Source organism: Fibrella forsythiae (assembly GCF_017353175.1).
GTDB classification, from domain to species: domain Bacteria; phylum Bacteroidota; class Bacteroidia; order Cytophagales; family Spirosomataceae; genus Fibrella; species Fibrella forsythiae.
The window spans coordinates 148,240-168,931 of sequence record NZ_JAFMYW010000005.1 but is presented as its reverse complement, the minus strand read 5'-3'; the positions used below and the strand labels follow the sequence as shown (position 1 = coordinate 168,931).

The 20,692-nt window shown below is 53.4% G+C and carries 18 protein-coding genes; 7 read left to right on the top strand and 11 right to left on the bottom strand.

All coding sequences use genetic code 11. From position 1 onward, the window contains the following. Positions 1 to 4: 4 nt before the first annotated feature. From J2I46_RS17155 to J2I46_RS17135, 5 genes are all read right to left on the bottom strand, one after another. A complete protein-coding gene (locus J2I46_RS17155; RefSeq protein ID WP_207330285.1) occupies positions 5 to 748 on the bottom strand; it encodes a dolichyl-phosphate beta-glucosyltransferase in 744 nt (247 codons plus the stop codon). Next, complete coding sequence (locus tag J2I46_RS17150; protein WP_207330284.1) at positions 745 to 2,181, bottom strand: DUF6056 family protein; 1,437 nt, start codon at positions 2,179 to 2,181, stop codon at positions 745 to 747. The genes J2I46_RS17155 and J2I46_RS17150 overlap by 4 nt, the downstream gene beginning before the upstream one ends. An 82-nt stretch (positions 2,182 to 2,263) precedes the next feature. Further along, positions 2,264 to 3,181: a DMT family transporter gene (locus tag J2I46_RS17145; RefSeq protein ID WP_207330283.1), complete on the bottom strand. Its 918-nt coding sequence runs from the start codon at positions 3,179 to 3,181 to the stop codon at positions 2,264 to 2,266. A gap of 104 nt (positions 3,182 to 3,285) precedes the next feature. Next, positions 3,286 to 4,368, bottom strand: coding sequence for an LptF/LptG family permease (locus tag J2I46_RS17140; RefSeq protein WP_207330282.1), 1,083 nt, complete (start codon positions 4,366 to 4,368; stop codon positions 3,286 to 3,288). Further along, positions 4,365 to 5,027, bottom strand: coding sequence for a metal-dependent transcriptional regulator (locus J2I46_RS17135; RefSeq protein WP_207330281.1), 663 nt, complete (start codon positions 5,025 to 5,027; stop codon positions 4,365 to 4,367). Before J2I46_RS17135 ends, J2I46_RS17140 begins: the two co-directional genes overlap by 4 nt. 214 nt (positions 5,028 to 5,241) lie before the next feature. On the opposite strand from J2I46_RS17135, the gene J2I46_RS17130 reads away from it, so the two are divergent. The 3 genes from J2I46_RS17130 to J2I46_RS17120 all read left to right on the top strand — a co-directional run bounded on the left by J2I46_RS17130 (position 5,242) and on the right by J2I46_RS17120 (position 8,474). Beyond that, the gene (locus tag J2I46_RS17130) at positions 5,242 to 6,555 is read left to right on the top strand and encodes an Nramp family divalent metal transporter (protein ID WP_207330280.1); all 1,314 of its coding nucleotides are present in this window, start codon (positions 5,242 to 5,244) and stop codon (positions 6,553 to 6,555) included. Between the two features lie 101 nt (positions 6,556 to 6,656). Further along, entirely contained in the window at positions 6,657 to 7,832 is a 1,176-nt protein-coding gene (locus J2I46_RS17125) for a TolB family protein (protein ID WP_207330279.1), read from the top strand. A 159-nt stretch (positions 7,833 to 7,991) separates the two neighbouring features. Further along, a complete protein-coding gene (locus tag J2I46_RS17120; protein WP_207330278.1) occupies positions 7,992 to 8,474 on the top strand; it encodes a hypothetical protein in 483 nt (160 codons plus the stop codon). 32 nt (positions 8,475 to 8,506) lie between these two features. Here J2I46_RS17120 and J2I46_RS33200 read toward each other — a convergent pair whose 3' ends face one another. The 4 genes from J2I46_RS33200 to J2I46_RS17105 all read right to left on the bottom strand — a co-directional run bounded on the left by J2I46_RS33200 (position 8,507) and on the right by J2I46_RS17105 (position 10,962). Next, positions 8,507 to 8,629, bottom strand: coding sequence for a hypothetical protein (locus tag J2I46_RS33200; RefSeq protein WP_262898039.1), 123 nt, complete (start codon positions 8,627 to 8,629; stop codon positions 8,507 to 8,509). 34 nt (positions 8,630 to 8,663) lie between these two features. Further along, positions 8,664 to 9,632 (bottom strand): hypothetical protein, encoded by a 969-nt coding sequence (locus tag J2I46_RS17115; RefSeq protein ID WP_207330277.1) that lies wholly within the window; start codon positions 9,630 to 9,632, stop codon positions 8,664 to 8,666. Positions 9,633 to 9,698: 66 nt separating this feature from the next. Beyond that, positions 9,699 to 10,265: a hypothetical protein gene (locus J2I46_RS17110; RefSeq protein WP_207330276.1), complete on the bottom strand. Its 567-nt coding sequence runs from the start codon at positions 10,263 to 10,265 to the stop codon at positions 9,699 to 9,701. Between the two features lie 61 nt (positions 10,266 to 10,326). Then, positions 10,327 to 10,962: a Crp/Fnr family transcriptional regulator gene (locus tag J2I46_RS17105; protein ID WP_207330275.1), complete on the bottom strand. Its 636-nt coding sequence runs from the start codon at positions 10,960 to 10,962 to the stop codon at positions 10,327 to 10,329. 46 nt (positions 10,963 to 11,008) lie between these two features. Between J2I46_RS17105 and J2I46_RS17100 the strand changes: the two genes are divergently transcribed. Beyond that, positions 11,009 to 12,637, top strand: coding sequence for an amidohydrolase family protein (locus J2I46_RS17100; RefSeq protein ID WP_207330274.1), 1,629 nt, complete (start codon positions 11,009 to 11,011; stop codon positions 12,635 to 12,637). Between the two features lie 17 nt (positions 12,638 to 12,654). Here the strand turns inward: J2I46_RS17100 and J2I46_RS17095 are convergent, their stop codons facing one another. Together J2I46_RS17095 and J2I46_RS17090 are read right to left on the bottom strand one after the other, a co-directional pair. Then, complete coding sequence (locus tag J2I46_RS17095; protein ID WP_207330273.1) at positions 12,655 to 13,695, bottom strand: T9SS type A sorting domain-containing protein; 1,041 nt, start codon at positions 13,693 to 13,695, stop codon at positions 12,655 to 12,657. Between the two features lie 173 nt (positions 13,696 to 13,868). Continuing rightward, entirely contained in the window at positions 13,869 to 15,509 is a 1,641-nt protein-coding gene (locus J2I46_RS17090) for a M28 family peptidase (protein ID WP_207330272.1), read from the bottom strand. Between the two features lie 153 nt (positions 15,510 to 15,662). On the opposite strand from J2I46_RS17090, the gene J2I46_RS17085 reads away from it, so the two are divergent. The 3 genes from J2I46_RS17085 to J2I46_RS17075 all read left to right on the top strand — a co-directional run bounded on the left by J2I46_RS17085 (position 15,663) and on the right by J2I46_RS17075 (position 20,667). Next, a complete protein-coding gene (locus J2I46_RS17085) occupies positions 15,663 to 18,443 on the top strand; it encodes a DUF1553 domain-containing protein (protein WP_207330271.1) in 2,781 nt (926 codons plus the stop codon). 212 nt (positions 18,444 to 18,655) lie between these two features. After that, complete coding sequence (locus J2I46_RS17080; protein ID WP_207330270.1) at positions 18,656 to 19,021, top strand: endonuclease domain-containing protein; 366 nt, start codon at positions 18,656 to 18,658, stop codon at positions 19,019 to 19,021. 140 nt (positions 19,022 to 19,161) lie between these two features. Next, positions 19,162 to 20,667 (top strand): DUF1501 domain-containing protein, encoded by a 1,506-nt coding sequence (locus J2I46_RS17075; protein WP_207330269.1) that lies wholly within the window; start codon positions 19,162 to 19,164, stop codon positions 20,665 to 20,667. Positions 20,668 to 20,692 lie beyond the last annotated feature (25 nt).

Genomic DNA, 20,692 nt, shown 5'->3' with positions numbered 1-20,692 from the left:
CGGGTCAACGCAAATGACTGTATGTGCGATAAATGCGGTACATCTCGGTCCACATACGAAATATATAGGTAGAGCTTAGGCGTGAGTCGGCTTGCTCGATCCATTCCTGCAGGGGCTCTTCCAGCAGTTTGCCATGAAGGTTGGGCCTGCCGAAATGCCCAACCAGCCGCGCGATCAGTTCCACGTCAAATAACCACGGACTAATGAAAGCATCGTGGAACACAATTGGCACAACGGTGTTCCGAAGAAGTTTCGCGCCGCATTGGGTATCATAAACAGGGAGCTTGAGAATCAGGCTGATGATCGTGGCGATGATTCGCCCCACATAATGCCGGAACGCATCCCGTTTAATATTCACGCCCAGGTGTTTGATTCGGGAGCCCATCACAAACACGCAGTCGGGGTGTTTGTCGAGCACCAGCCGCAGATCATCAATAGCAGCCAGAGGTGTTGCCAGGTCGGCGTCGAAATATCCGAGGTAGAGGTGCCCCTGCTGCGCAGCATGCAGCATGCCTGACCGCACGGCCCCTGCTTTCCCCTGATTTTGAGCCAGATTCAATACGTCGATCTGCGCCGGGTTTTTCTGTTGTAACTCAGCCAGTACGTCGGCGGTACGGTCGCGGCTACCATCGTTCACGAAACAAAACGACACGTCGGGGTGCGTCTGCTGATAGGCCAGAAAAGCATCGGCGGGCAGGCGGTCGGCTTCGTTATAACAGGGAATAATGATACAGACAGGTGTTGTCATAAGTGTGGGGCAGGCGCACGAAGCGTAGTGTCGACGATGATGGTCTTATGGTGGTAATAACCTGACTGACACCGGTTCCACCAGTGGGTTGGGTCGGTTCGTACATCTTCCAGAAATAAGCTGGCGGGGTATACGGTCAACGGTGCCACCCGAAGTGTATCAGCTGGTTTTGAGTCGACAAGATACTGATGGCGCGCGGTCATTTCGCGATCATAGGTTGCAGCCTTTCCGCGTAGCAGATCACCGTACAGTTGTTTCAGGGGTTGACTGTTGGCTAAGCTCATAAAAAGCCAAAGTCCCGTCAGGGTTGGCAGTATAGACGGTGGCACGCGGGCAACGCTCGAAAATAAGCGTATCTGACTGGTAATCAAATAAAACCAGCCAAACAGGAATACAGCATAGGTAACATTGATAGCCCGTAAGGTGAGCACCTGCGTGGCGTAGAAAGAGGGGAGAACCGTAGCCAGTATCAACCCGGCCACCACCAGTGCGGCATACCAAAACGGAACCTGGAATATCGCAGCCAGACGGCCGCCCCGGTAGAGGTACGTGTTTCCCGCGATTCCCCACAGGATAGAGAGTGGTATGAGCGGCGTTTTCACGAACCAGCCAGGTACGTTTCTGACCAGCCATTTTCCCGATAAAAGTAGCCCATTCATCAGGTCTCCTCCAGCGGCGCCACCGTTCATTCTGATCGCGTTACCCGGCGCACGGAACACTAACCAGGCCGACACGAAGGCTATACCCAATAGCCCGATCATCCGCCAGTCGGCCAGACGCTGAAACGCCAATCGATAGACGATGATTGAGAGTAGCAGACTGATTAGCAGAAGCATATGTGTTTCACCACAGCCAACGATCAGAAACACAAGAACACCCGCCCATCGCCCGGTGAGCATACGTAACGTACCTGGCGGTTGCTGGTACCAGCGCAACAGGACTACTCCCCAATACAGCATCAGGGCAGTTGGTACCGTATAGACCGTTATGGAAGCCATCCAGACAAAGGCTTCAACTATGCTGGGTAATTGCAGTATGTAAACACCAAATAACGTACCTGTCAGAATGAAGGACACCCGGCGAATGGATGAGGCAGGCACCAGACCACGCAGCGACTCAACGATGAATAAATAGGTGGCCCACACAAAGGCCGTTGCCATCAACCCCGGAATGAATTTGTAACCAGCGTACCAGCCCCATACAAGCGGACTTCCGTGGACAAGGAAGTTAGAGAAATAACGCCCTGTCCAGCCATCATAATAGTATTTCTGGGCCTGCCAGAAGCCGTAGCGCACTGCGGTATCGGCGAAGCAGTAATCGTCGGCGGCCGACGGGTGGTTGAAATACGAGAGTGCTAAAAGCGGTACAAACGCTATGGCAAAGAATCCGTAAGCAGATAACGACAGCAGGCGGGCCAGTAGCGGGTGGGTCATTAAGAGTTAAAAGTTAAGAGTGAAGAGTTATAAGTTTTAGAAAGCCAGGTCCGCTGATGATCGTAGCGCAACTCTTAATTCTTCACTCTTCACTCTTAACTCTGTTTAAAAAAGGGTATGCCAGCACAGCCAACAGAATCACGAGCGTACCGAGGTAAAAGCCTGTGGTCATGCGTTCGCGGTCGTTGAAAATCAGGACCGCCAGCAGAATACCGTAAACTGGCTCCAAATTTACGGTCAGAATAGCCATGTAGGGTGAAAACTTGCGTAAGAGGCTCACACCCGCCGTGTAGGCGTATACCGTGCAGACGAACGCAAGAATGAAAAGCCATAACCACTGTCCGGAACGTTGGGGAAGTAATTCAGACAGGGGCGGGTGGGCAACAGCTATATAAATGCCGCACAACACCGCTGATGTTAAAAAGGCACCGATCATTTCCTGCCGGGCAATGACCAGCGAGGCGTGCCGCTGGGCAAACCGGCTGTTGATGATCGTAAACAGCGCGGCCAGCATCGCCGAGAACACGGCCATCGACAGGCCAGCTACTTTATCAAATTCAAACCGGAAAATCAGATAAAGCCCCGACATCACCACCACGCCCATGAGTACCTCAACAGCTTTTACGCGGCGTTTCAGAATGATTGGCTCCAGCGCCGACGCCCACAGCGAGCTGGTGGCCATACCCGCCAGACAAACCGAGGCATTGGCCAGCCGGGCAGCCCAAAAAAAAGCAAACCAGTGAACGGCAATAATGCCGCCCGTTGCCAGCAAAGCCCACTGATCGTTTGCCTGTCGCTGCTCAGGTACGTTGCCTTTGAGCGCCAACCCGGGTTTCACACGCAACACAACGACAAGACCTAGTGCGGCCAACCCAGTGCGGAGAGCTACCAGTGCGGGAGCACCAAGTGGTTCGAGTAGTAAGCCAAGAATAGCTGTAAACCCCCAGATGAGCACGATAAAGTGCAGGTGAAGATAATCGCGGAAGGAGGGGTTGGGCATGTGACGGTGTCTTCAGTCTTCCGTTCTCTGTCTTCTGTTGCGCTGCTAAGGTGCGAAGCAACAGAAGACAGAGAACGGAAGACTGAGGACATTAAACCTGAAACTTATCTGGGTATGGTATTGTAGAGCAAGACGCCAATACCCGCGAAAATAAGGTTGGGAAGCCAGACGGCCAGCACCGGGCTGATAGCTCCCGATTCAGCAACGCCTTTGGCCAGCATGTAAAAGAGGATGTAGACAAAGGCCAGAATGAAACCCAGCGCTACCTGCCAACCCACGCCCCTCCGACTTTTACGGGCCGACATAATAACGCCGATGACCGTCAGGATAACAATGGCAAACGGGCGGGTAGCGCGGGTGTACTTTTCGAGCAGGTACGTCTGTACCCCATCGGCCCCCCGGCTCTGAATCAAGGCAATGTAGCTTTCCAGTTCCGGTTTGGTCAGGGTTTCGAAGAGGCTGAAATCTGAGTCGAAATCCGAGGGTTTCATGTTCAGCGTCGAGTCGGTACGGGTGACGGGCGGGGTGAGGGTTTCGTGTTGCTGGGCATCGAACTTCCTGACCTGATAATCGTAGATCGACCATTTGCCCTTTTTAGTGTCCCACTCGATCCGGTCGGCCGATAACTTTTGGCGAAGCTGGTTCCCGTCTACTTCTTCCAGCGTGAATTTATAGCCCGTGTTATTCAGGTTGTTATAACTTTCCAGATAGGCATACACGTTTGGCGCCAGCTTCATGTGCACGTTGCGGCCTGTGTAGGTATAGGCGTCTTTGGTGTATTTCAGTTCAAAGCCGATTCGGGTTTTATTCGCTTTCGGAATCAGGTAGTTTACCATGTAGTAGCTGACCCCCGCCAGAATCAGCGAGCCAAGCACGTAGGGGTACAGCAGCCGGATGAAACTGACGCCGCTACTCAGAATGGCAATGATTTCGGAACGCGAGGCCAACTGCGAGGTCAGGAAAACCGTGGCAATGAATACCATCAATGGACTGATCATGTTGGCCCAGTGCGGAATAAAATTCAGGTAGTAATCGAAGAAGATGGCCGCACCGGGGGCCGACCGTTTCCGGAAATCATCTACTTTTTCGGTGTAGTCAACTACGCAGACAATCAATACGATTAGCAGCACTACGAAGAAGTAGGTCTGCAAAAACCGCTTCAGAATGTACCAGTCAAGCTTTTTCATTCGGAGACTAACAAGTTCTTCGCCACATCGTGGCTAACAAATAACGCCTGATCGGGCACAATAGTCACCTGCATGGACCGATCGAACGAGCTGATTTCAGAAACTTTAACAACACTGCCAAGGGTCAGTCCGCAGGCGTCGAGGTGTTGCAGAAAGGACGCCGAATGATCGAGAACGCCCATCAGGCAGGCTTCTTCAGTTGGTACCAGATCGGCCAGTTTTCGGTACGTTACGTCGGGCATCAATCCGGCCGGGGTGGGAATGGGGTCACCGTGCGGATCGAACTGCGGGTGATTCAGAAACGCGTCGAGGCGGGTTACCAGTTCATCAGACCGAACGTGTTCAAGTTCCTCGGCCATTTCGTGCACCTGGTCCCAGCCAAAACCCAGTTTGTCGACCAGAAACACTTCCCACAGCCGGTGGCGGCGAATAATAGTCAACGCCAGTCGCTCGCCTTCGTCGGTTAACCGAACGCCCTGATATCGTTTGTAATGAATTAACCCCTTATCGGCCAGTCGCTTGAGCATATCGGTTACCGAGGCGGCGCGGGTGGCGGTCATTTCGGCCAGGGCATTTGTGCTCACCTCCCCCTGCTGCCGACTGGCTATGGCGTAGATCGTCTTCAGGTAGTTTTCTTCAGTGAACGACGTAGTAGCCATAGAGTTGGTGGTTATTTCTTCCCATTTGTATAGGTAGCGTGAACATTAACCACACAAATGTAGTTTTTTGATTAGTAAGAATAAATTTTTAGATGAACCTAAAAATAAGTTTCAGGTTTCAAGTGTCATGTTTCAAGTGCGTTGCTTATCTGCGGATCAGTTGACAAGCAACGCACTTGAAACATGACACTTGAAACCTGAAACTCCCTAATTTATGGCCTGGCGGCAGGAAATCTTTACTCAATCGTTACCGGAGGCGCATTCAACTATCCACGTACCTGCGTCGGCTGGTTTTTTTCGGACATTGAAAGCATACCTCGGCCCCGGTTTGATGGTGGCCGTTGGGTACATGGATCCGGGTAACTGGGCCACTGACATTGCCGGAGGGGCTCAATTTGGCTATCGTCTGTTGTCGGTAGTGCTGATCTCTAATCTGTTTGCCATTCTGTTACAACATTTATCGCTGAAACTAGGCATTGCTACCGAACGGGACCTGGCGCAGGCCTGTCGGGATCATTACAGCCGCCCGGTAGGGATGGGCCTGTGGGTACTGGCCGAAATTGCCATTGCCGCCACCGATCTGGCCGAGGTCATCGGTTCGGCTATCGCGTTGAATCTCCTGTTTGGTATGCCGTTGCCTGTTGGTATTGTGGTTACGGCAATCGATGTACTGCTGCTTCTCTGGTTGCAGAACAAGGGCTTTCGCATGATCGAGATCATTGTAGCTGGCCTGATTTTTATGATTCTGGCCTGTTTCGCCTACGAACTTATCGTATCGAGGCCGGCGATAAACGCTATTCTCGGTGGCCTGGTACCGCGTGCTGAAGTGGTAACGAACCCAAAGATGCTTTATATCGCGATTGGTATTTTGGGGGCAACGGTAATGCCACACAACCTGTATCTGCATTCCAGCATTGTACAAACCCGCGATTATCCCCGAACGGAAACGGGTAAGGCCAAAGCCATCAAATTCGCCACCATCGATTCTACCGTGTCGTTGCTACTGGCCTTTTTTATTAATGCGGCTATTCTGATTCTGGCTGCCGCTGCGTTTCACTTTTCCGGTAATCAACAGGTAGCCGATATCACCGACGCCCACCGCCTGCTCGATCCGTTGCTGGGCGTTCAGCTGGCCAGTATGCTGTTTGCCGTTGCCCTGCTGGCATCAGGCCAGAACAGTACACTCACAGGTACGTTGGCGGGCCAGATCGTGATGGAAGGGTTTCTGAACCTTCGCCTGAAGCCGTGGGTACGTCGCCTTATCACCCGGCTCATTGCCATTGTACCTGCGCTGGTCGTGGCCATTCTATATGGCGAACGGGGTACATCCGAATTGCTCGTATTCAGTCAGGTTGTGCTTTCGTTGCAATTAAGTTTTGCTGTGGTGCCGCTCGTGCAGTTCACCAGCGACCGCCTGAAAATGGGTCGCTTCGTCAACCCTGGCTGGGTACGTTACCTCGCTTGGGGCGTGGCCGGTCTGATTATCTGCCTGAATGCCTATTTGCTGGCCGAAACCGTGCTGGGTTAATACTAACCAGCGGAGTAGTGCCGTTCAGCTAAAAAGTGTACCCATGCCAACGGTTGGGTCAACATCAGGGTCTTTGCTCCAGACACACGATTCGATTCCGTATGAAAAAGGTGCTACCTCTCGCATTGCTCGTTCTGCTGGGAATCAGTTGCAAACACCAGCCAGACCCTGACCCTGCCAACACATTTGCCATGGCAGCCTGGATCGACTATGGCACCAGTCCCTTATCGGTTAAGCTTCGTGGTTCCGTGTTTCCGTCAACAGCGGGTCCGGTTGAAACGCCTTTCGACAAGGCCGAAGTCTATATATCAGACAATATATCGGGTGGGTACCAGTTAATCGGCACCACCAGTCAGACCAGTTATTCGCTGACTACGCTGCAACCCGGCACCTCTTATTACATCCAAGTAAAAGGGGCTCTGGCCGGGCACACCGCCGATAGCAAGCCGGTGTTGCTGGTAAACGATGTGGTGGTGCCCACGAGGAAGCTAATGTCATACGACCCGCAGGCGATGTATTATGTGTCGTCGACTGGTTTGCCCGTGATTGAGCAGAAAGCAGACTATACGAATATCTCAAGAATCCTTACCACGTCAGTGATAGACGCGACCGGTACAAAGCAGGTAGCCGCTTACACCGCACCAACGACTAGCCAGCCCTTATTCAGAGGGTGGAGTAGTACCAACCAACGCGCTTTTTTTGAGATAACCCGGTCGGCCAAACGAGCCCTGATAAGCTACGACCTGGCTACGAATGCCTATGCCGATGTACCGTTACCAGCCGAAGCCGAGTTATGGAACTACGCCATCGCGCCTGATGGCCAGCAGATAGTCTTTACGGATTACAAACGTCCCGGCCTATGGTATTTCGATGCACGGACCAATACCCAAAAGCAACTCGATAGCCAGCCAACCGTATATGACCTAAGCTGGACACCTGACAGTCGTTACATCTGGCTGACTGCGCCAGGTAACGGCGGCACAGGGGTGAACCAATATGACCCTGCTACAGCGACCAAAACGAGTGTCTTTAGTGAACGTAGCACACTTTCGGGCGCTCAACTATCGCCCGATGGCAAATGGGTCCTGTACAGGAACGATGCATCGGGTCGGGATATCCTGTGGCTTCGTAATACAGCCACCGGTGGCAAGCGGCCGGTGGGCGTTGTGAACCAGTATGGCTGGCTCAACAATGGCACGTTCTGGGCAGGCTACAGCACTAACGATACGAAAACTCCGACCGAGCGCGAGTCATTCTTATGGGTATTTACGCCATAAGGCGATCAACAGCGGGCGTTTTATGCTATCGAAACCACTGTTGGTTTTACTTGATGGCGTAGAGTATCGTTTGCCCTACGTGACTTTTATTGACACAACGGCGTTGCATAACATTCAGAGAGTTAGCAGGTTTTACCACTTATCTAAACACTTAGCGTGATGAAAAAGCAACTGATCATACTAGGACTCACCCTATGCGCTGCCTGCAAACCTGGTGATCCACTCGTGGGTCCAGTCCTCGCCACCGATGCAGCCAAGGTGATAGCAGGTACGTACGCAGCTACAGACTACGTAACATTCGACAAGAAGACGCCCTTTCCAATCAACGGTAAAACCGTGACGTTTCAGATTGAACGAATTGCTCCCGATACAGTACGTGTCAGGGTGAAAGCGCCCGCCAACGATCTGTATTCGCCAGCCAGAGACACCACCTATAATAAGGTTTATGTGCTGACAAAGCCACAGGGCTACTACCTGACGTTGGAAACAAACCCGACCCAGCCAAATAATCAGTTGGGTAGCGAACTGGTTATTGCTCCGCCTGTTGCGCCGGCAAGTTCACCAAATTGGGCCTCTTACGTATTTGCGCCGCCCGGCTTTTCATTAGGTCGCGTATCGGTGTGGTTCACCAAAGTTGATTAGGCCTAATCGCAGGGCTCGCATAGGTTCAAGTATTACGTGCGTAAGTATTTGCGCAGCGCTTTGATCCCTAAAATCCCCAGGGTCATGCCTACAACGTAGGCGGCAAGATGAAAAACAATTGAGATGTAGGGCAGGTAAGGGAAAAGCGTATTCATCGCTGAGTTTGTTAGGTAAGCGTCGTTTTGCTTACTATAGTCCCAACTCCCGCCGTAAGGTGCTGTCGGCGGGGGTGTTGTGGTTCCAGTAGTCGGATTGGAGGCTTTTCTGGAGAATGGCCCGTGAGGTCAGCACCTTGTCTTTCGTCTTGTAGGTGTCTTCCCAGCCAGCGATCCTGTGCGGGAATGCTGACTCGAAAATGATCGTCAGTTTCCGCCCATCTTCTTTGTAATCAACAGAATACGCTTTGCAGGAGCCAACAGCGACGCCAGGTACGTTGGTACGCACCCAGTCAACGCCCTGTGCCGAGTCGAGAGTGGCTGTGGCAGCGAGCGATTCCAGCCGTTTGTGGCGGAGGCGCGCAGCTTGTGTGCCGGGAATCAGATGAATATCGCCGGTGGGTAGCTTGTCGGGGTTAAGCCGGATGCGGTTCCAGAGTTCATCTTCCAGCAGGGCCTTGCCAACGGTATAATCTTCGGTAGCCTCCTGTTCAAAATACGACCGGCCCGATACTGCGTAGCCGTTGTTCTTATAACTTACCTGCACGTAGCTCTGACCGCACCACTCCTGCCCCGACGTACTGACCTTTAACGTGTTCGGGAATTTTGGGTTGTCGATCGGTGTAAAGACCGACGTAAACAGCGAGTAGTCGTACACGCCCGTCACAAACCGGCGTATATAGTTGGTCTTCAGCACCGGAATAGCCAGGCTGTGCGACTCCTCCGACTCTGACTTCACCTGCTTATCAGTCCGGAAATCTTCCGTGACGAAAACCAGCACGGCCTCGCCCAATCGCGAGGCTCCGTACTGCGCCTGATCGAGGCGGTAGGTGTTCAGTTCCGCTTTTCCGCCAAACCAATAATCCCGAAACGGTTTCGTCGATGCCAGCGAGGGAGCGGGTGGCGTGGTCGGCCCTTTCTGATAAACGGTAGCGCCCATGAAGATGGCAAACCCTACGGCCAATGCCATAACGATATACAGAAAGTTTCGCTGAACAAACATGGTTTTCGACAGATCTAATAGCTAAAGATGCAAGATAGGAGCGGAGCAGCGCAAAATGGGCTAGCGCTACCACGAAAGCAGCATATAGCCCCCCAACCCCAGTCCGATAAGACTGCCAACGTAGAGTAGCCAAAGCAGGCCGAAGCGGATATAGTGCGCAGGACGTACCCGGTTTACGGCGGTTTCATCGATACCCACCTTTCTCCGTAAACTGGCAACAGGCAGGGCCATTAAGTCAGCTTTGGGTAAACCAAGACCCATAATCGGTTGGCAATAGGTGCCCCGAACAAAGGCGCGGAACGTACCTACGGGATAAACCAGAATGCCAACGCTCATGGCCAGGAGCACCAGCGCCCAGATATATACCCTCCAGCCGAAACCGCCCGTGGCCAGCTCCCAGGCCGACACCTGCCCTTCACCTTTCCAGGTCGTTTCGTAGCCGTTCAGCAAGTGATGAAGATCATGGAGCCAGATAATCTCTTTACGCTGAGCCGTATTCGGAATTGGAAAACGAACCGGGCCAACTTTCGCGTAAGCAAAGGGTTTATCGATGCCTCCTTCGGCACCAAAATCGTGATCGTTGTAAAATTGAGTCAGGGCCTGTTGTACAGTCAGTGGTTCGGTGGCTGTCATGATTCGTTTGGTTTAAAGATCCAAAGGTCTACCTGCGAACGTACCTGTGCATTAGCAAATGTTAAGAAGTGTACCCGACGTCCTGTCTGGCCAGCCGATTGCGAATACGGCTCAGGGTCACGGGCGTAACACCTACATAAGATGCCAGAATAACCTGCGGCACCCGTTGTATCAGGTCGGGCTCGTTCGTGAGCAGGTGCACGTAACGTTCCTCGGCGTTTCGAATCGTGTACTGACTAAGTTGAGCCATAATTCGGTAGAGGTACTGTTCCGAAAATTGTCGACTGATTCGTTCAAGCGCGGGAAACCGGTCGTACGAAGCACGTAGCTCAGCAATGGGCGCTGCTATGATCACGCAAGGTTCAAGCGCCTGCACAAAATGGTCGGCGGGTTTATCCAGCAGTAGATTGTTGTATTCGCCCACCAAGTCGTAGGTACGTGCAAAATCGACCGTGATTTCGGTACCATCGGTACGCAGAAAATAATGGCGCATTAATCCGTTCAGCAGAAAGCCGAACAGAGGGAGCCGTTCCCCTGCTTTTACCAGAAAATCACCTTTCTGGAGGTAGATCGGTGAAAACAGCTTCATCAGGTGCGCGATTACCTCCTGGTCTACAGGTCCGGTTATGTGGAGGCGTTCGGCTATTTCATTGAAAAGGGTATCTGATATCTGCGTCATGGCTGGTGGGCGATTCATGATGGCGCAATATCTTGCATCGGATTGATATAACCCACTCATCCCCATGCGACTACTTCGCTACTTCCTCATTCTCCATTGCACGTTCTCTGTACTTCAGCCGTTACGCGCCCAGGTTGAAAAGGCACCGCAGCGGAAGGCTAGCGAAGGCGGCGGGCCATACAACAGGTTGATTATTCGGGGCGTCACGCTCATCAACAGTACGGGTGCGCCGCCAATGGGTCCCGTGGATATTGTGGTGGAGAAGAATCGCATTACGCAGATCCAGCAGGTGGGTTATCCCGGCGTACCGATTGATCCGCAACGGCGGCCGCAGGCGAAGGCGGGCGATCAGGAGCTGAACTGCGAAGGCATGTATCTCATGCCCGGCCTGATCGATATGCACGGCCACATTGGTGGTAAAGACCAGGGAACACCATCCGAGTACGTATTTAAGCTCTGGATGGGCCATGGCATCACGACCATTCGCGACCCATCGGCGGGTAATGGCCTTGACTGGGTGCTTGAGCACCGCGCCAAAAGCGAGCGAAACGAGATTGTGGCACCCCGAATCAAGGCCTATACCGTTTTCGGGCAGGGTAGCAAAGAGGCAATTACCACGCCCGAACAGGCACGCGCCTGGGTACGTCTGAATGCGCAGCGTGGGGCTGATGGTATCAAGTTTTTCGGAGCCGAACCGACCATTTTTCGGGCGGCGTTGGAAGAAAACAAAAAACTAGGCCTACGCTCTGCCTGCCATCATGCGCAACTGGAAGTGGCCCGCATGAACGTGCTGGCCACGGCCAAAGCCGGACTAACCTCGATGGAACACTGGTATGGCCTGCCCGAAGCCCTGTTCGCCGACCGTACCGTGCAGGACTATCCCGCCAATTACAACTACAACAATGAGCAGGACCGATTCACCGAGGCAGGTAACCTCTGGCAGCAGGCTGCAAAGCCCGGTACGCCCCGCTGGAACGCCGTTATGGACTCGCTCATCCGCCTGGACTTCACCCTCGATCCGACGTTTAATATCTACGAAGCCAACCGCGAATTGATGCTGGCCCGCCGCGCCGAATGGCATGACGACTACACGTTGCCCAGTCTGTGGCGGTTCTACGGTCCGAGTCGGATCTCGCACGGGTCGTACTGGCACAACTGGGGCACCGAGCAGGAGGTAGCCTGGAAAAAGAACTACCAGCTCTGGATGCAGTTTATCAACGAGTTTAAAAACCGGGGAGGTCGCGTAACGGCCGGTTCCGACTCGGGCTTCATTTACCAGTTATACGGATTTGCGTATATCCGTGAGCTTGAGTTACTGCGCGAAGCAGGTTTTCACCCGCTCGAAGTAATCCGGGCGGCAACGATCAAAGGCGCCGAAGCGTTAGGCATGGCCGATCAGATCGGTTCGGTTGAAGTGGGGAAGCTGGCCGATTTCGCTATTATGAAAGAGAATCCGCTGGCCAATCTGAAAACGCTTTACGGCACCGGCGCGATTCACCTCAACGAGAAAAACGAAGTGGAGCGCATTGGCGGCGTGACCTACACCGTAAAAGACGGCGTCGTGTACGATGCCAAACAGTTACTGGCCGACGTCCGCCAGCTTGTTGATGAGGCCAAGCGGAAGGAAAACTTCGAAATCCGTCAACCCGGCGTTCCCGCAAAGCCAGCCAAGCTAGGTTCTGGCAATAAGTGATCAACAGCGCTGGTCACTTACCGAGCAATTAACACGCGCTTGGTGAACGTACCTGTGGGCTCAATCACACGTAATAGGTACGTACCCACAGGCAAACTACGTACATCGGTCTGCATCCGGTCGGCGGTAATGGTTTGCTGATGGCGCACTTGCCCGTTCAGGTCCAGCAGTTCGGCGGTTGACCCGGCAATAAGCCCGGATACGTTCAGATCGTTACTGACGGGATTACCTAATATGGTTAGTTCACCATTAGAACGAATGATAACCACCCGGATGGGTGAGTAACTGAATTTTCCGTCGGTATCGACCTGCTTTAGCCGGTAATAAGTAGCACCGGCAATAGGTGTTTCGTCAGTAAATGCATACTGCTGGCGCGCCGTTGCTGTCCCCTGCCCTGCTACCCGGCCAACCCACGTAAATGACTGCGCATCTGTACTACGCTCTACATCGAAGTAAGCGTTACCTGTCTCGCCAACGGTAGACCAGTCAAGACTAGCCATCAGGTTACTTGCTTTGGCATTAAACGACACCAGATTGACGGGAAGAGTTGTACTGGTAACCGTAAACGTAGCCGTAAAATTAGCTCCGCCGTTCGAATCGTATCGATCGCCCAGATTGGTCGTAATCTGCCAGTATACTTCAATTGTATAGTTGCCTGCTGGTAATCCGGAGGCCAGGTTGATGTTAGCACCCGTGTTTTCCCAAAGTTGATCGCCACTTCCATTCAGATTAGAACCGAAAGGCAAGTTCACCAGCGTAAATGTGCCGGCTGGACTTCCTGCCGGGTAAACGCGGTAATAAAGCCGCGCTCCTGTTACGTCGCCACCGTTATTCTTGTATGTCTTTATTTGCCCACCTTTAAGGGTGATAAATGAATTAGCCGATCCGTAAGTCGAATTATTGAAAGTGTTAGAGCCGGCTGCATTTATTCCACCTGCCCTATAGCTCTCATTCCCATCTACATTAATAACGGCATATGTTTGAAACATCTCTGCCTGTTGCGCTTTTGCGTATATACATGTAATCAGGCATAGTAATAAGCTGTAGATGAACTTCATAGAGTGAACGGTTTTATAGTGCAAATATGATAGTATTTACTCATTTCTAACCTAATGTATATGCATATTCTAGTATTGTTTTGCGTTCATACCAGTTATATTCTGACCATATAAAAGGGGGTCTTCAGGCTAAACGTTTAGCCTGAAGACCCCCTTTTACTACGTAGACTCTACTACTTTTTGTTGCTATCCACCTTTAGGCGTTCTTCCCGGTTAGCGATTTCCCAGGCGGTGAAGAAGACGAGTCGGGCTGTTTTTTCGGCCAGCTTGAAATCGATCTTATCCACATCATCCGTTGGGCGGTGGTAGTCGGCATGGAGGCCGTTGAAGTAGAAGATGATGGGTATTTTGTGCTTGGCGAAGTTGTAGTGATCGGAGCGATAATAAATACGCTCTGGATCGTTCGGATCATTGTATTTATAATCCAGGTCCATCTTCGTGTTCGCATTGTTCTGCTCTTCGCTGATCTTGTGCAAATCGCTCGATAGTTTGTCTGATCCAATCACGTAGATATAATTATCCTTGGGCGACTTGTCTTTATGCAGGTCATCAACCCGGCCAACCATGTCGATGTTGAGATCAGCCACGGTGTTTTCGAGCGGGAAAATAGGCCCGAAATCAGCGTAGTATTCTGAACCCAACAGGCCTTTCTCTTCACCAACTACCGTCAGAAACAGGATTGACCGGCGAGGACCTTTGCCTTCAGCTTTCGCTTTGGCAAACCCCTGGGCCAGTTCCATTACCGATACCGTACCCGAGCCATCGTCGTTCGCGCCGTTATTGATCTGTCCGTCGGGACTGATGCCGATGTGGTCGTAGTGGCCCGACACCACCAGAACTTCGTCTTTCTTGTCGGTGCCTTCCAGGTAACCCGCTACGTTTTCGGTCTGCACGTTCTCGTCTTTGCGCTCCCCTTTCACCGACACTTTACCGGCTAATTTACCAATGGTGCTTGTGCCCATTTTAGCCATCTGCTCTAATCCCTTGCGGAATTTTTCGGGCGACTGCCCCAGCAACGCGGCACCCATGTCAGTTGATACAACGAACGTACCTATGGTTCCCGTGTTTTCAGCGCCAGCCTTCAGCGATAGCCGGTTGAAGCGTTGTTGCAGGGCACCCCGCTCGCGCAGCAGTTGCTTGAAACCTGCCGCGTCGGCCGTTGAAATGACAAATACTTGAGCGGCTCCTTTGTCTTTGGCCGCCGTCACTTTGGCACGTATGCTTTCAGGCTTCCCCCATTTCGATCCTTCTTTGCTGTTAGTAATGGCCGATGTTCCGTCGGCATTTTTGGGTTCGCCATCCAGCATCACCACAGCTTTACCTTTTACTTCGAGGTTTTCGTAGTCGTTGAACTTGTCATCAACGATACCGTAGTTCACAAAAACCGTTTCGTAGTTGGTTTCCGTCGGCACCGAGAACAGGCCATTGAGCAAAAAGTCGGTCAGGTACGTAAATTGCTTCCCGCCCGCTTTTACATACAGGTCGCCCCAGTTCTTTTTATACAGCGTAAACGGCTGCAGGAACCCCATCGTACCGTCGGCCTGCTTTACAACGGGTTTCAGGCCGTAGGCAGCAAATTGGCTGGCGATGAAAGCGGCCGCTTTTTTCTGGCCACGGGTACCCGTTTCGCGGCCTTCCATATCGTCGGCGGCCAGGATACGCAGGTTCTTTTCGAGGTCAGCCGCCGTAACGGTTTGCGCGTAGGTAACAGCCGCATCCGATGTAGGGCCTGAAGCTGTTGGGGCCTGAGCCAGCACAAACTGGCCGGTCAGCATAAGAAGGCCGGTCAGCCGACCAGCACGATGTAACTGCATAAGAAATACGTAAGGTGATGAACGCGTGTATTGTAATTCCAAAGATAAACGATTGACGGGCAGTGGATGGTATCTGTTGGGGACAAAGGCATTTTTTGTAAATTTTGTGACCAAAATCAAGGGTATTTGGCAGGTACGTGCCTTTGTAGGAATATGAAAGCGAACGGATTACTGATCGGTGGATTAGGAGCGGTGGTGCTGCTGTCATCGTTCTCGCTGTGGGGTCGGTGGGGTAGTCAGCCTGTCGACTTCAATACGCAGATCAAGCCCATCCTTAATAAGAATTGTATTGCCTGCCACGGCGGCGTGAAAAAAGCGTCCGACTTTTCGTTGCTGTTCAAGCAGGAAGCCTTCGCGCCTGCCAAATCAGGTCATCCGGCCATTATTCCCGGCGACGCTGAGGGAAGCGAACTCATCCGTCGCCTCAGCCTGACCGACCCCAACGAACGAATGCCGCTGGATGCGCCTCCGCTAAAAGCCGAGGAAATTGACCTGCTGAAAAAGTGGATCGATCAGGGCGCGGAATGGGGCGATCACTGGGCATTTCAGACGCCTGAGTTGCCGAACGTACCCAGCATTGGTACCCTCTGGAGCCGAATGGGCCTGACATCGAACCCCGAGACCGATTGGGCGACGAATGAGATCGATCAGTTTGTGTTGTCAACGCTTCGTGAAAAAGGCTTAACCGCCTCACCCATCGCAGACAAATCAACGCTCCTTCGCCGACTGAGCCTTGACCTGACGGGCCTGCCCCCCACCGAAGCGGAGGTCGCCGCGTTTATGGCCGACCCATCGCCCGAGGCGTACGCCAAACAAGTCGATCGGTTGCTGGCCTCGCCCGCTTTTGGCGAAAAATGGGCGGGCATGTGGCTCGATCTGGCCCGCTATGCCGACACGAAAGGTTACGAACGCGACCCCGGCCGGAAAATATGGCGCTACCGCGACTACCTGATCAAGGCCTTCAACGCCGACAAACCCTACGACCAGTTTCTGACCGAACAACTGGCCGGAGACCTCTTACCCAACGCCACTGATGACCAGTTGATTGCCACGGGTTTCCACCGAAACACGATGAACAACGACGAGGGCGGCACGCAGGACGAAGAGTTTCGGGTGGCGGCCGTCATTGACCGGGTCAATACTACCTGGGATGTGTTTCAGGGAACGACCTTTGCCTGCGTGCAGTGCCACAGCCATCCGTATGACCCCTTCCGGCACGACGATTACTACAAATACATGGCATTTTTCAACAATGCCCGCGACGAAGACGTAACGACCGAAACGCCGACGCTGCGCTTTTATACAGGCTCCGATTCGACTCAACTAATGCAGTTGAAGCAGTTTGTTCGCCAGTCGATGCGCGACCCGAAACAGGCCGATGCCGAGGTACGCCGGGTAGAAATGATGGCCCGGACGGTGGAACCGAAAATCAACTCACACGATTTCGATCAGTACGTCAACGCCTCGCTGCTCGACGCCAAATTCTTCGGCGTTCAGGATAAAGGATCGGCCCGCATCAAACCCGTAACCCTCACAGGACGTACCCGGCTCTATGTGGCCTGGGGTACGTCGGCCCCCGACGCGCAGGTTACCTTCCGGCTCGACAGCCCCACGGGTCGAGTGCTAACGACCGTGCCGGTTCCGAATACAGGCGGTGCCTGGAGCGACTCCGTGCAGGCTATTCCGCTGCCCGACGTACCCGGAAAGCATGCCGTTTATTTCTCGCTGAATAGCCCCGCCAAACCACTGGAATGGGTGATGCTGAAATGGGTGTCGTTTCAGCCTCCACTGGCTCTGGCAGCGGAAAAAATGTTGTTAGGCCTGCTCAACAAAAACCCCGACCAGACACCGATCATGCTCGATGGGACGGGCGAGCTGGCTCGTAAAACGCATGTGTTCATCCGCGGAAGCTGGCTCTCGCCCGGTGCCGAAGTGACGCCCGACGTGCCAGGTACGTTGCCGCCGATGGATACCGACGACCAGACGCTGCCCCGCAACCGTCTCGGTCTGGCCCAATGGATGACCCGTCCCGACCATCCACTCACCGCCCGGGTGGCCGTTAACCGGTTTTGGGAGCAGCTGTTCGGCACTGGTATCGTTGAAACGGTGGAAGACATGGGTACACAGGGCATTCAGCCCACCCACCGCGACCTGCTCGACTGGCTGGCCATAACATTTGCGCAGGACGATCAGTGGAGTATGAAGAAACTCCTGAAACGGATCGTGCTGTCGAGCACCTACCGTCAGCAATCGAACGCTACACCACAGCTACTAGCCGCCGATCCGTTCAACCATTATCTGGCTCGTGGGCCCCGGGTACGATTGTCGGCCGAGCAGGTACGTGATCAGGCTCTGGCGGTGAGTGGGTTGCTGAACTCAAAGATGTACGGACCCAGCGTGATGCCGCCGCAGCCCGATGGTATCTGGCAATCGCCTTACAATGGTGAGGCGTGGGTGCAGGCCAAAGATGGGGAGCAGTACCGCCGCGCGCTTTATACGTATTGGAAACGCACGTCGCCCTACCCGTCGATGATCACCTTCGATAGTCCCAGCCGCGAGTTTTGCCAGATCCGGCGACTGCGCACGAACACACCACTGCAGGCGCTTGTGACCCTGAACGACCCGGTCTACCTGGACGCGGCCCAGCGCCTGGCCGAGCATATGATGCAACGCGGCTCATCGCCAGCTCAACAGATTCAAGCCGGTTTCCGCCGATTAACGCTTCATGAGCTAAGTCCGAAGAAGCAGACTGTTTTAACGAAACTGTACCGCGATACGGAAGCTTATTACGCGCAACACCCCACTGAGGCCAGTACGTTACTGGGGAAGCAGGCAGGTAAGTTGCTGGTTTCCATCGGCTTATCTACTCGAGCAGCGTTGATGGTGGTGGCGAATACGATGATGAATCTGGATGAGGTGATTGTGAAGGAGTGACCCCTCACCCCCGGCCCCTCTCCCCCTACGGGAGAGGGGAGTACGCACTACTGTGGCTTCGCTGACTGGTGAGTGCCTTCGGTTTATTTAAATAAATGCAATATGTTATTATTCAGTAGATTAATGTTTTATCGTAGTATTACTCCCCTCTCCCGTAGGGGGAGAGGGGCTGGGACGGTCCCGCCTCCGGGTGAGGGTAAGCTACACTAACTATGAGTAACGATCTATTCAACCGAACCAGTACCAAAGAATTACGACGCGAGTTGCGGCAACGACAAACACCAGCGGAAGTGCTACTTTGGAATGAGTTGCGTAATCGGCAATTGAACGGAGCGAAGTTTCGGCGGCAGCATAGTATTGGCGGTTATGTCGTTGATTTTTACTGTGCTGAATCAGCATTGGTAGTTGAGCTGGACGGTTCGATTCATGACTTCCCCGATGCGCAGGCGTACGACCGCGAGCGGGAGGCCGTTATCTGTGACCTTGGCTTATCGATGATGCGCTTTCGAAACGATGATGTTGAACGACGGCTACCGTACGTCCTAGAGAAAATAGCTGAAAATCTCAACACTGAATAGCCACTTCTGCGTCAGCAGGCGCAAGTTGATAAGTAGCCCAATGAAAAGTAGGTCGGAAGCCCTAGGGAATATCACAAATAAAACAGCAGCGCTTCACCCCTCTCCCAATGTGGGAGAGGGGCCGGGGGTGAGGGTAATCAATGAACAAACTAGCCAACGAACTACAGCAAGCCGCCCTTCGTCGCGAAACGCGGCGGCATTTTCTGCAAACCTGCTCAACGGGTCTGGGTGCCATGGCGCTAGGCTCGTTCATGGGTGGCTGCAACCCATTCGGGAGTACAGACAAAACTGCAGGCGCAGCGCAGGCAGGTGCCGAGGCGGTGGCGGCTTCGATGGATCCGCGCCTGTCGCAGTTTGCGCCAAAAGCAAAGCGGGTCATCTATATTCATATGGCCGGCTCACCAAGTCAGCTGGAACTATTTGATTACAAGCCTGAACTACAGAAATACAACGGCAAAGACTGCCCGCAGGAATTGTTGACAGGCAAGAAGTTTGCTTTCATTCGGGGCGTTCCGAAGATGCTGGGGTCAACGGCTAATTTCAGGCAGCATGGGCAGTCGGGCGCGTGGATCAGCGATTACATGCCGCACCTGCAGACCGTGGCCGATGAGCTGACGTTCATCAAATCCATGCATACCGACCAGTTCAACCACGCCCCGGCGCAATTGCTTATGCATACGGGCTCGGCGCGGCTTGGCCGCCCCAGCATTGGCTCGTGGGTGACCTACGGACTGGGCTCCGAAAACGATAACCTGCCGGGTTTCATCGTGCTGGCGTCGGGTGGGAAACAGCCAGATGCCGGTAAGTCGGTCTGGGGGAGTGGTTTTCTGCCAACGGTGTACCAGGGCGTACAATGCCGCACGGATGGTGACCCCGTGCTGTACGTGTCTGACCCAAACGGCATGTCGCGCGATATCAGGAGGCAGACCATCGAGGCCATCAACCAGATCAACGAGGCGGAATATCAGGAAGCCAAAGACCCGGAGATTCTGACCCGGATTTCGCAATACGAAATGGCCTTCAAAATGCAGGCGTCTGTGCCCGACGCCATGGCCATCAGCGGCGAACCACAGTACATCCTGGATGCTTATGGGGTAGACCCCAATAAAGGATCATTTGCCCGTAACTGCCTGCTGGCACGCCGGTTGGCCGAACGGGGTGTGCGCTTTATTCAACTCTTCGACTGGGGTTGGGATACGCATGGTACCAGCAAAGACACGTCGGTAGATATCGGCTTGCAGGAAAAATGCAGGCAGTCAGATCAGGCGGTGGCGGCGTTGATCAATGACCTGAAACAGCGCGGGATGCTCGACGATACGCTGGTTGTCTGGGGTGGCGAATTCGGCCGGACACCCATGCAGGAAAACCGCGATGGCCAGACCCAGGCCTTTCACGGCCGCGATCATCACCTCGACGCCTTCACGGTCTTCATGGCGGGCGGTGGCATGAAACGCGGCCTTACCTACGGCGAAACTGACCCGATCGGCTATTACGCCGTGAAAGACAAGGTTCACATCCACGACCTGCAAGCCACGATCCTGCATCAGATGGGCTTCGACCACACCAAACTAACCTATCATTTCCAGGGTCGCCCCTTCCGACTCACCGACGTAGCCGGGAAAGTAGTAAAAGGCATATTGGCTTGATTGGGAAAGATTTTTTGTCATCCCG

Coding starts and splice junctions, on each gene's coding strand:
- J2I46_RS17095 (WP_207330273.1), bottom strand. CDS start 13,695: ATGAAGTTCATCTACAGCTTATTACTATGCCTGATTACATGTATATAC.
- J2I46_RS17130 (WP_207330280.1), top strand. CDS start 5,242: ATGGCCTGGCGGCAGGAAATCTTTACTCAATCGTTACCGGAGGCGCAT.
- J2I46_RS17145 (WP_207330283.1), bottom strand. CDS start 3,181: ATGCCCAACCCCTCCTTCCGCGATTATCTTCACCTGCACTTTATCGTG.
- J2I46_RS17085 (WP_207330271.1), top strand. CDS start 15,663: ATGAAAGCGAACGGATTACTGATCGGTGGATTAGGAGCGGTGGTGCTG.
- J2I46_RS17115 (WP_207330277.1), bottom strand. CDS start 9,632: ATGTTTGTTCAGCGAAACTTTCTGTATATCGTTATGGCATTGGCCGTA.
- J2I46_RS17105 (WP_207330275.1), bottom strand. CDS start 10,962: ATGAATCGCCCACCAGCCATGACGCAGATATCAGATACCCTTTTCAAT.
- J2I46_RS17100 (WP_207330274.1), top strand. CDS start 11,009: ATGCGACTACTTCGCTACTTCCTCATTCTCCATTGCACGTTCTCTGTA.
- J2I46_RS17110 (WP_207330276.1), bottom strand. CDS start 10,265: ATGACAGCCACCGAACCACTGACTGTACAACAGGCCCTGACTCAATTT.
- J2I46_RS17125 (WP_207330279.1), top strand. CDS start 6,657: ATGAAAAAGGTGCTACCTCTCGCATTGCTCGTTCTGCTGGGAATCAGT.
- J2I46_RS17090 (WP_207330272.1), bottom strand. CDS start 15,509: ATGCAGTTACATCGTGCTGGTCGGCTGACCGGCCTTCTTATGCTGACC.
- J2I46_RS33200 (WP_262898039.1), bottom strand. CDS start 8,629: ATGAATACGCTTTTCCCTTACCTGCCCTACATCTCAATTGTTTTTCAT.
- J2I46_RS17080 (WP_207330270.1), top strand. CDS start 18,656: ATGAGTAACGATCTATTCAACCGAACCAGTACCAAAGAATTACGACGC.
- J2I46_RS17140 (WP_207330282.1), bottom strand. CDS start 4,368: ATGAAAAAGCTTGACTGGTACATTCTGAAGCGGTTTTTGCAGACCTAC.
- J2I46_RS17075 (WP_207330269.1), top strand. CDS start 19,162: ATGAACAAACTAGCCAACGAACTACAGCAAGCCGCCCTTCGTCGCGAA.
- J2I46_RS17150 (WP_207330284.1), bottom strand. CDS start 2,181: ATGACCCACCCGCTACTGGCCCGCCTGCTGTCGTTATCTGCTTACGGA.
- J2I46_RS17155 (WP_207330285.1), bottom strand. CDS start 748: ATGACAACACCTGTCTGTATCATTATTCCCTGTTATAACGAAGCCGAC.
- J2I46_RS17135 (WP_207330281.1), bottom strand. CDS start 5,027: ATGGCTACTACGTCGTTCACTGAAGAAAACTACCTGAAGACGATCTAC.
- J2I46_RS17120 (WP_207330278.1), top strand. CDS start 7,992: ATGAAAAAGCAACTGATCATACTAGGACTCACCCTATGCGCTGCCTGC.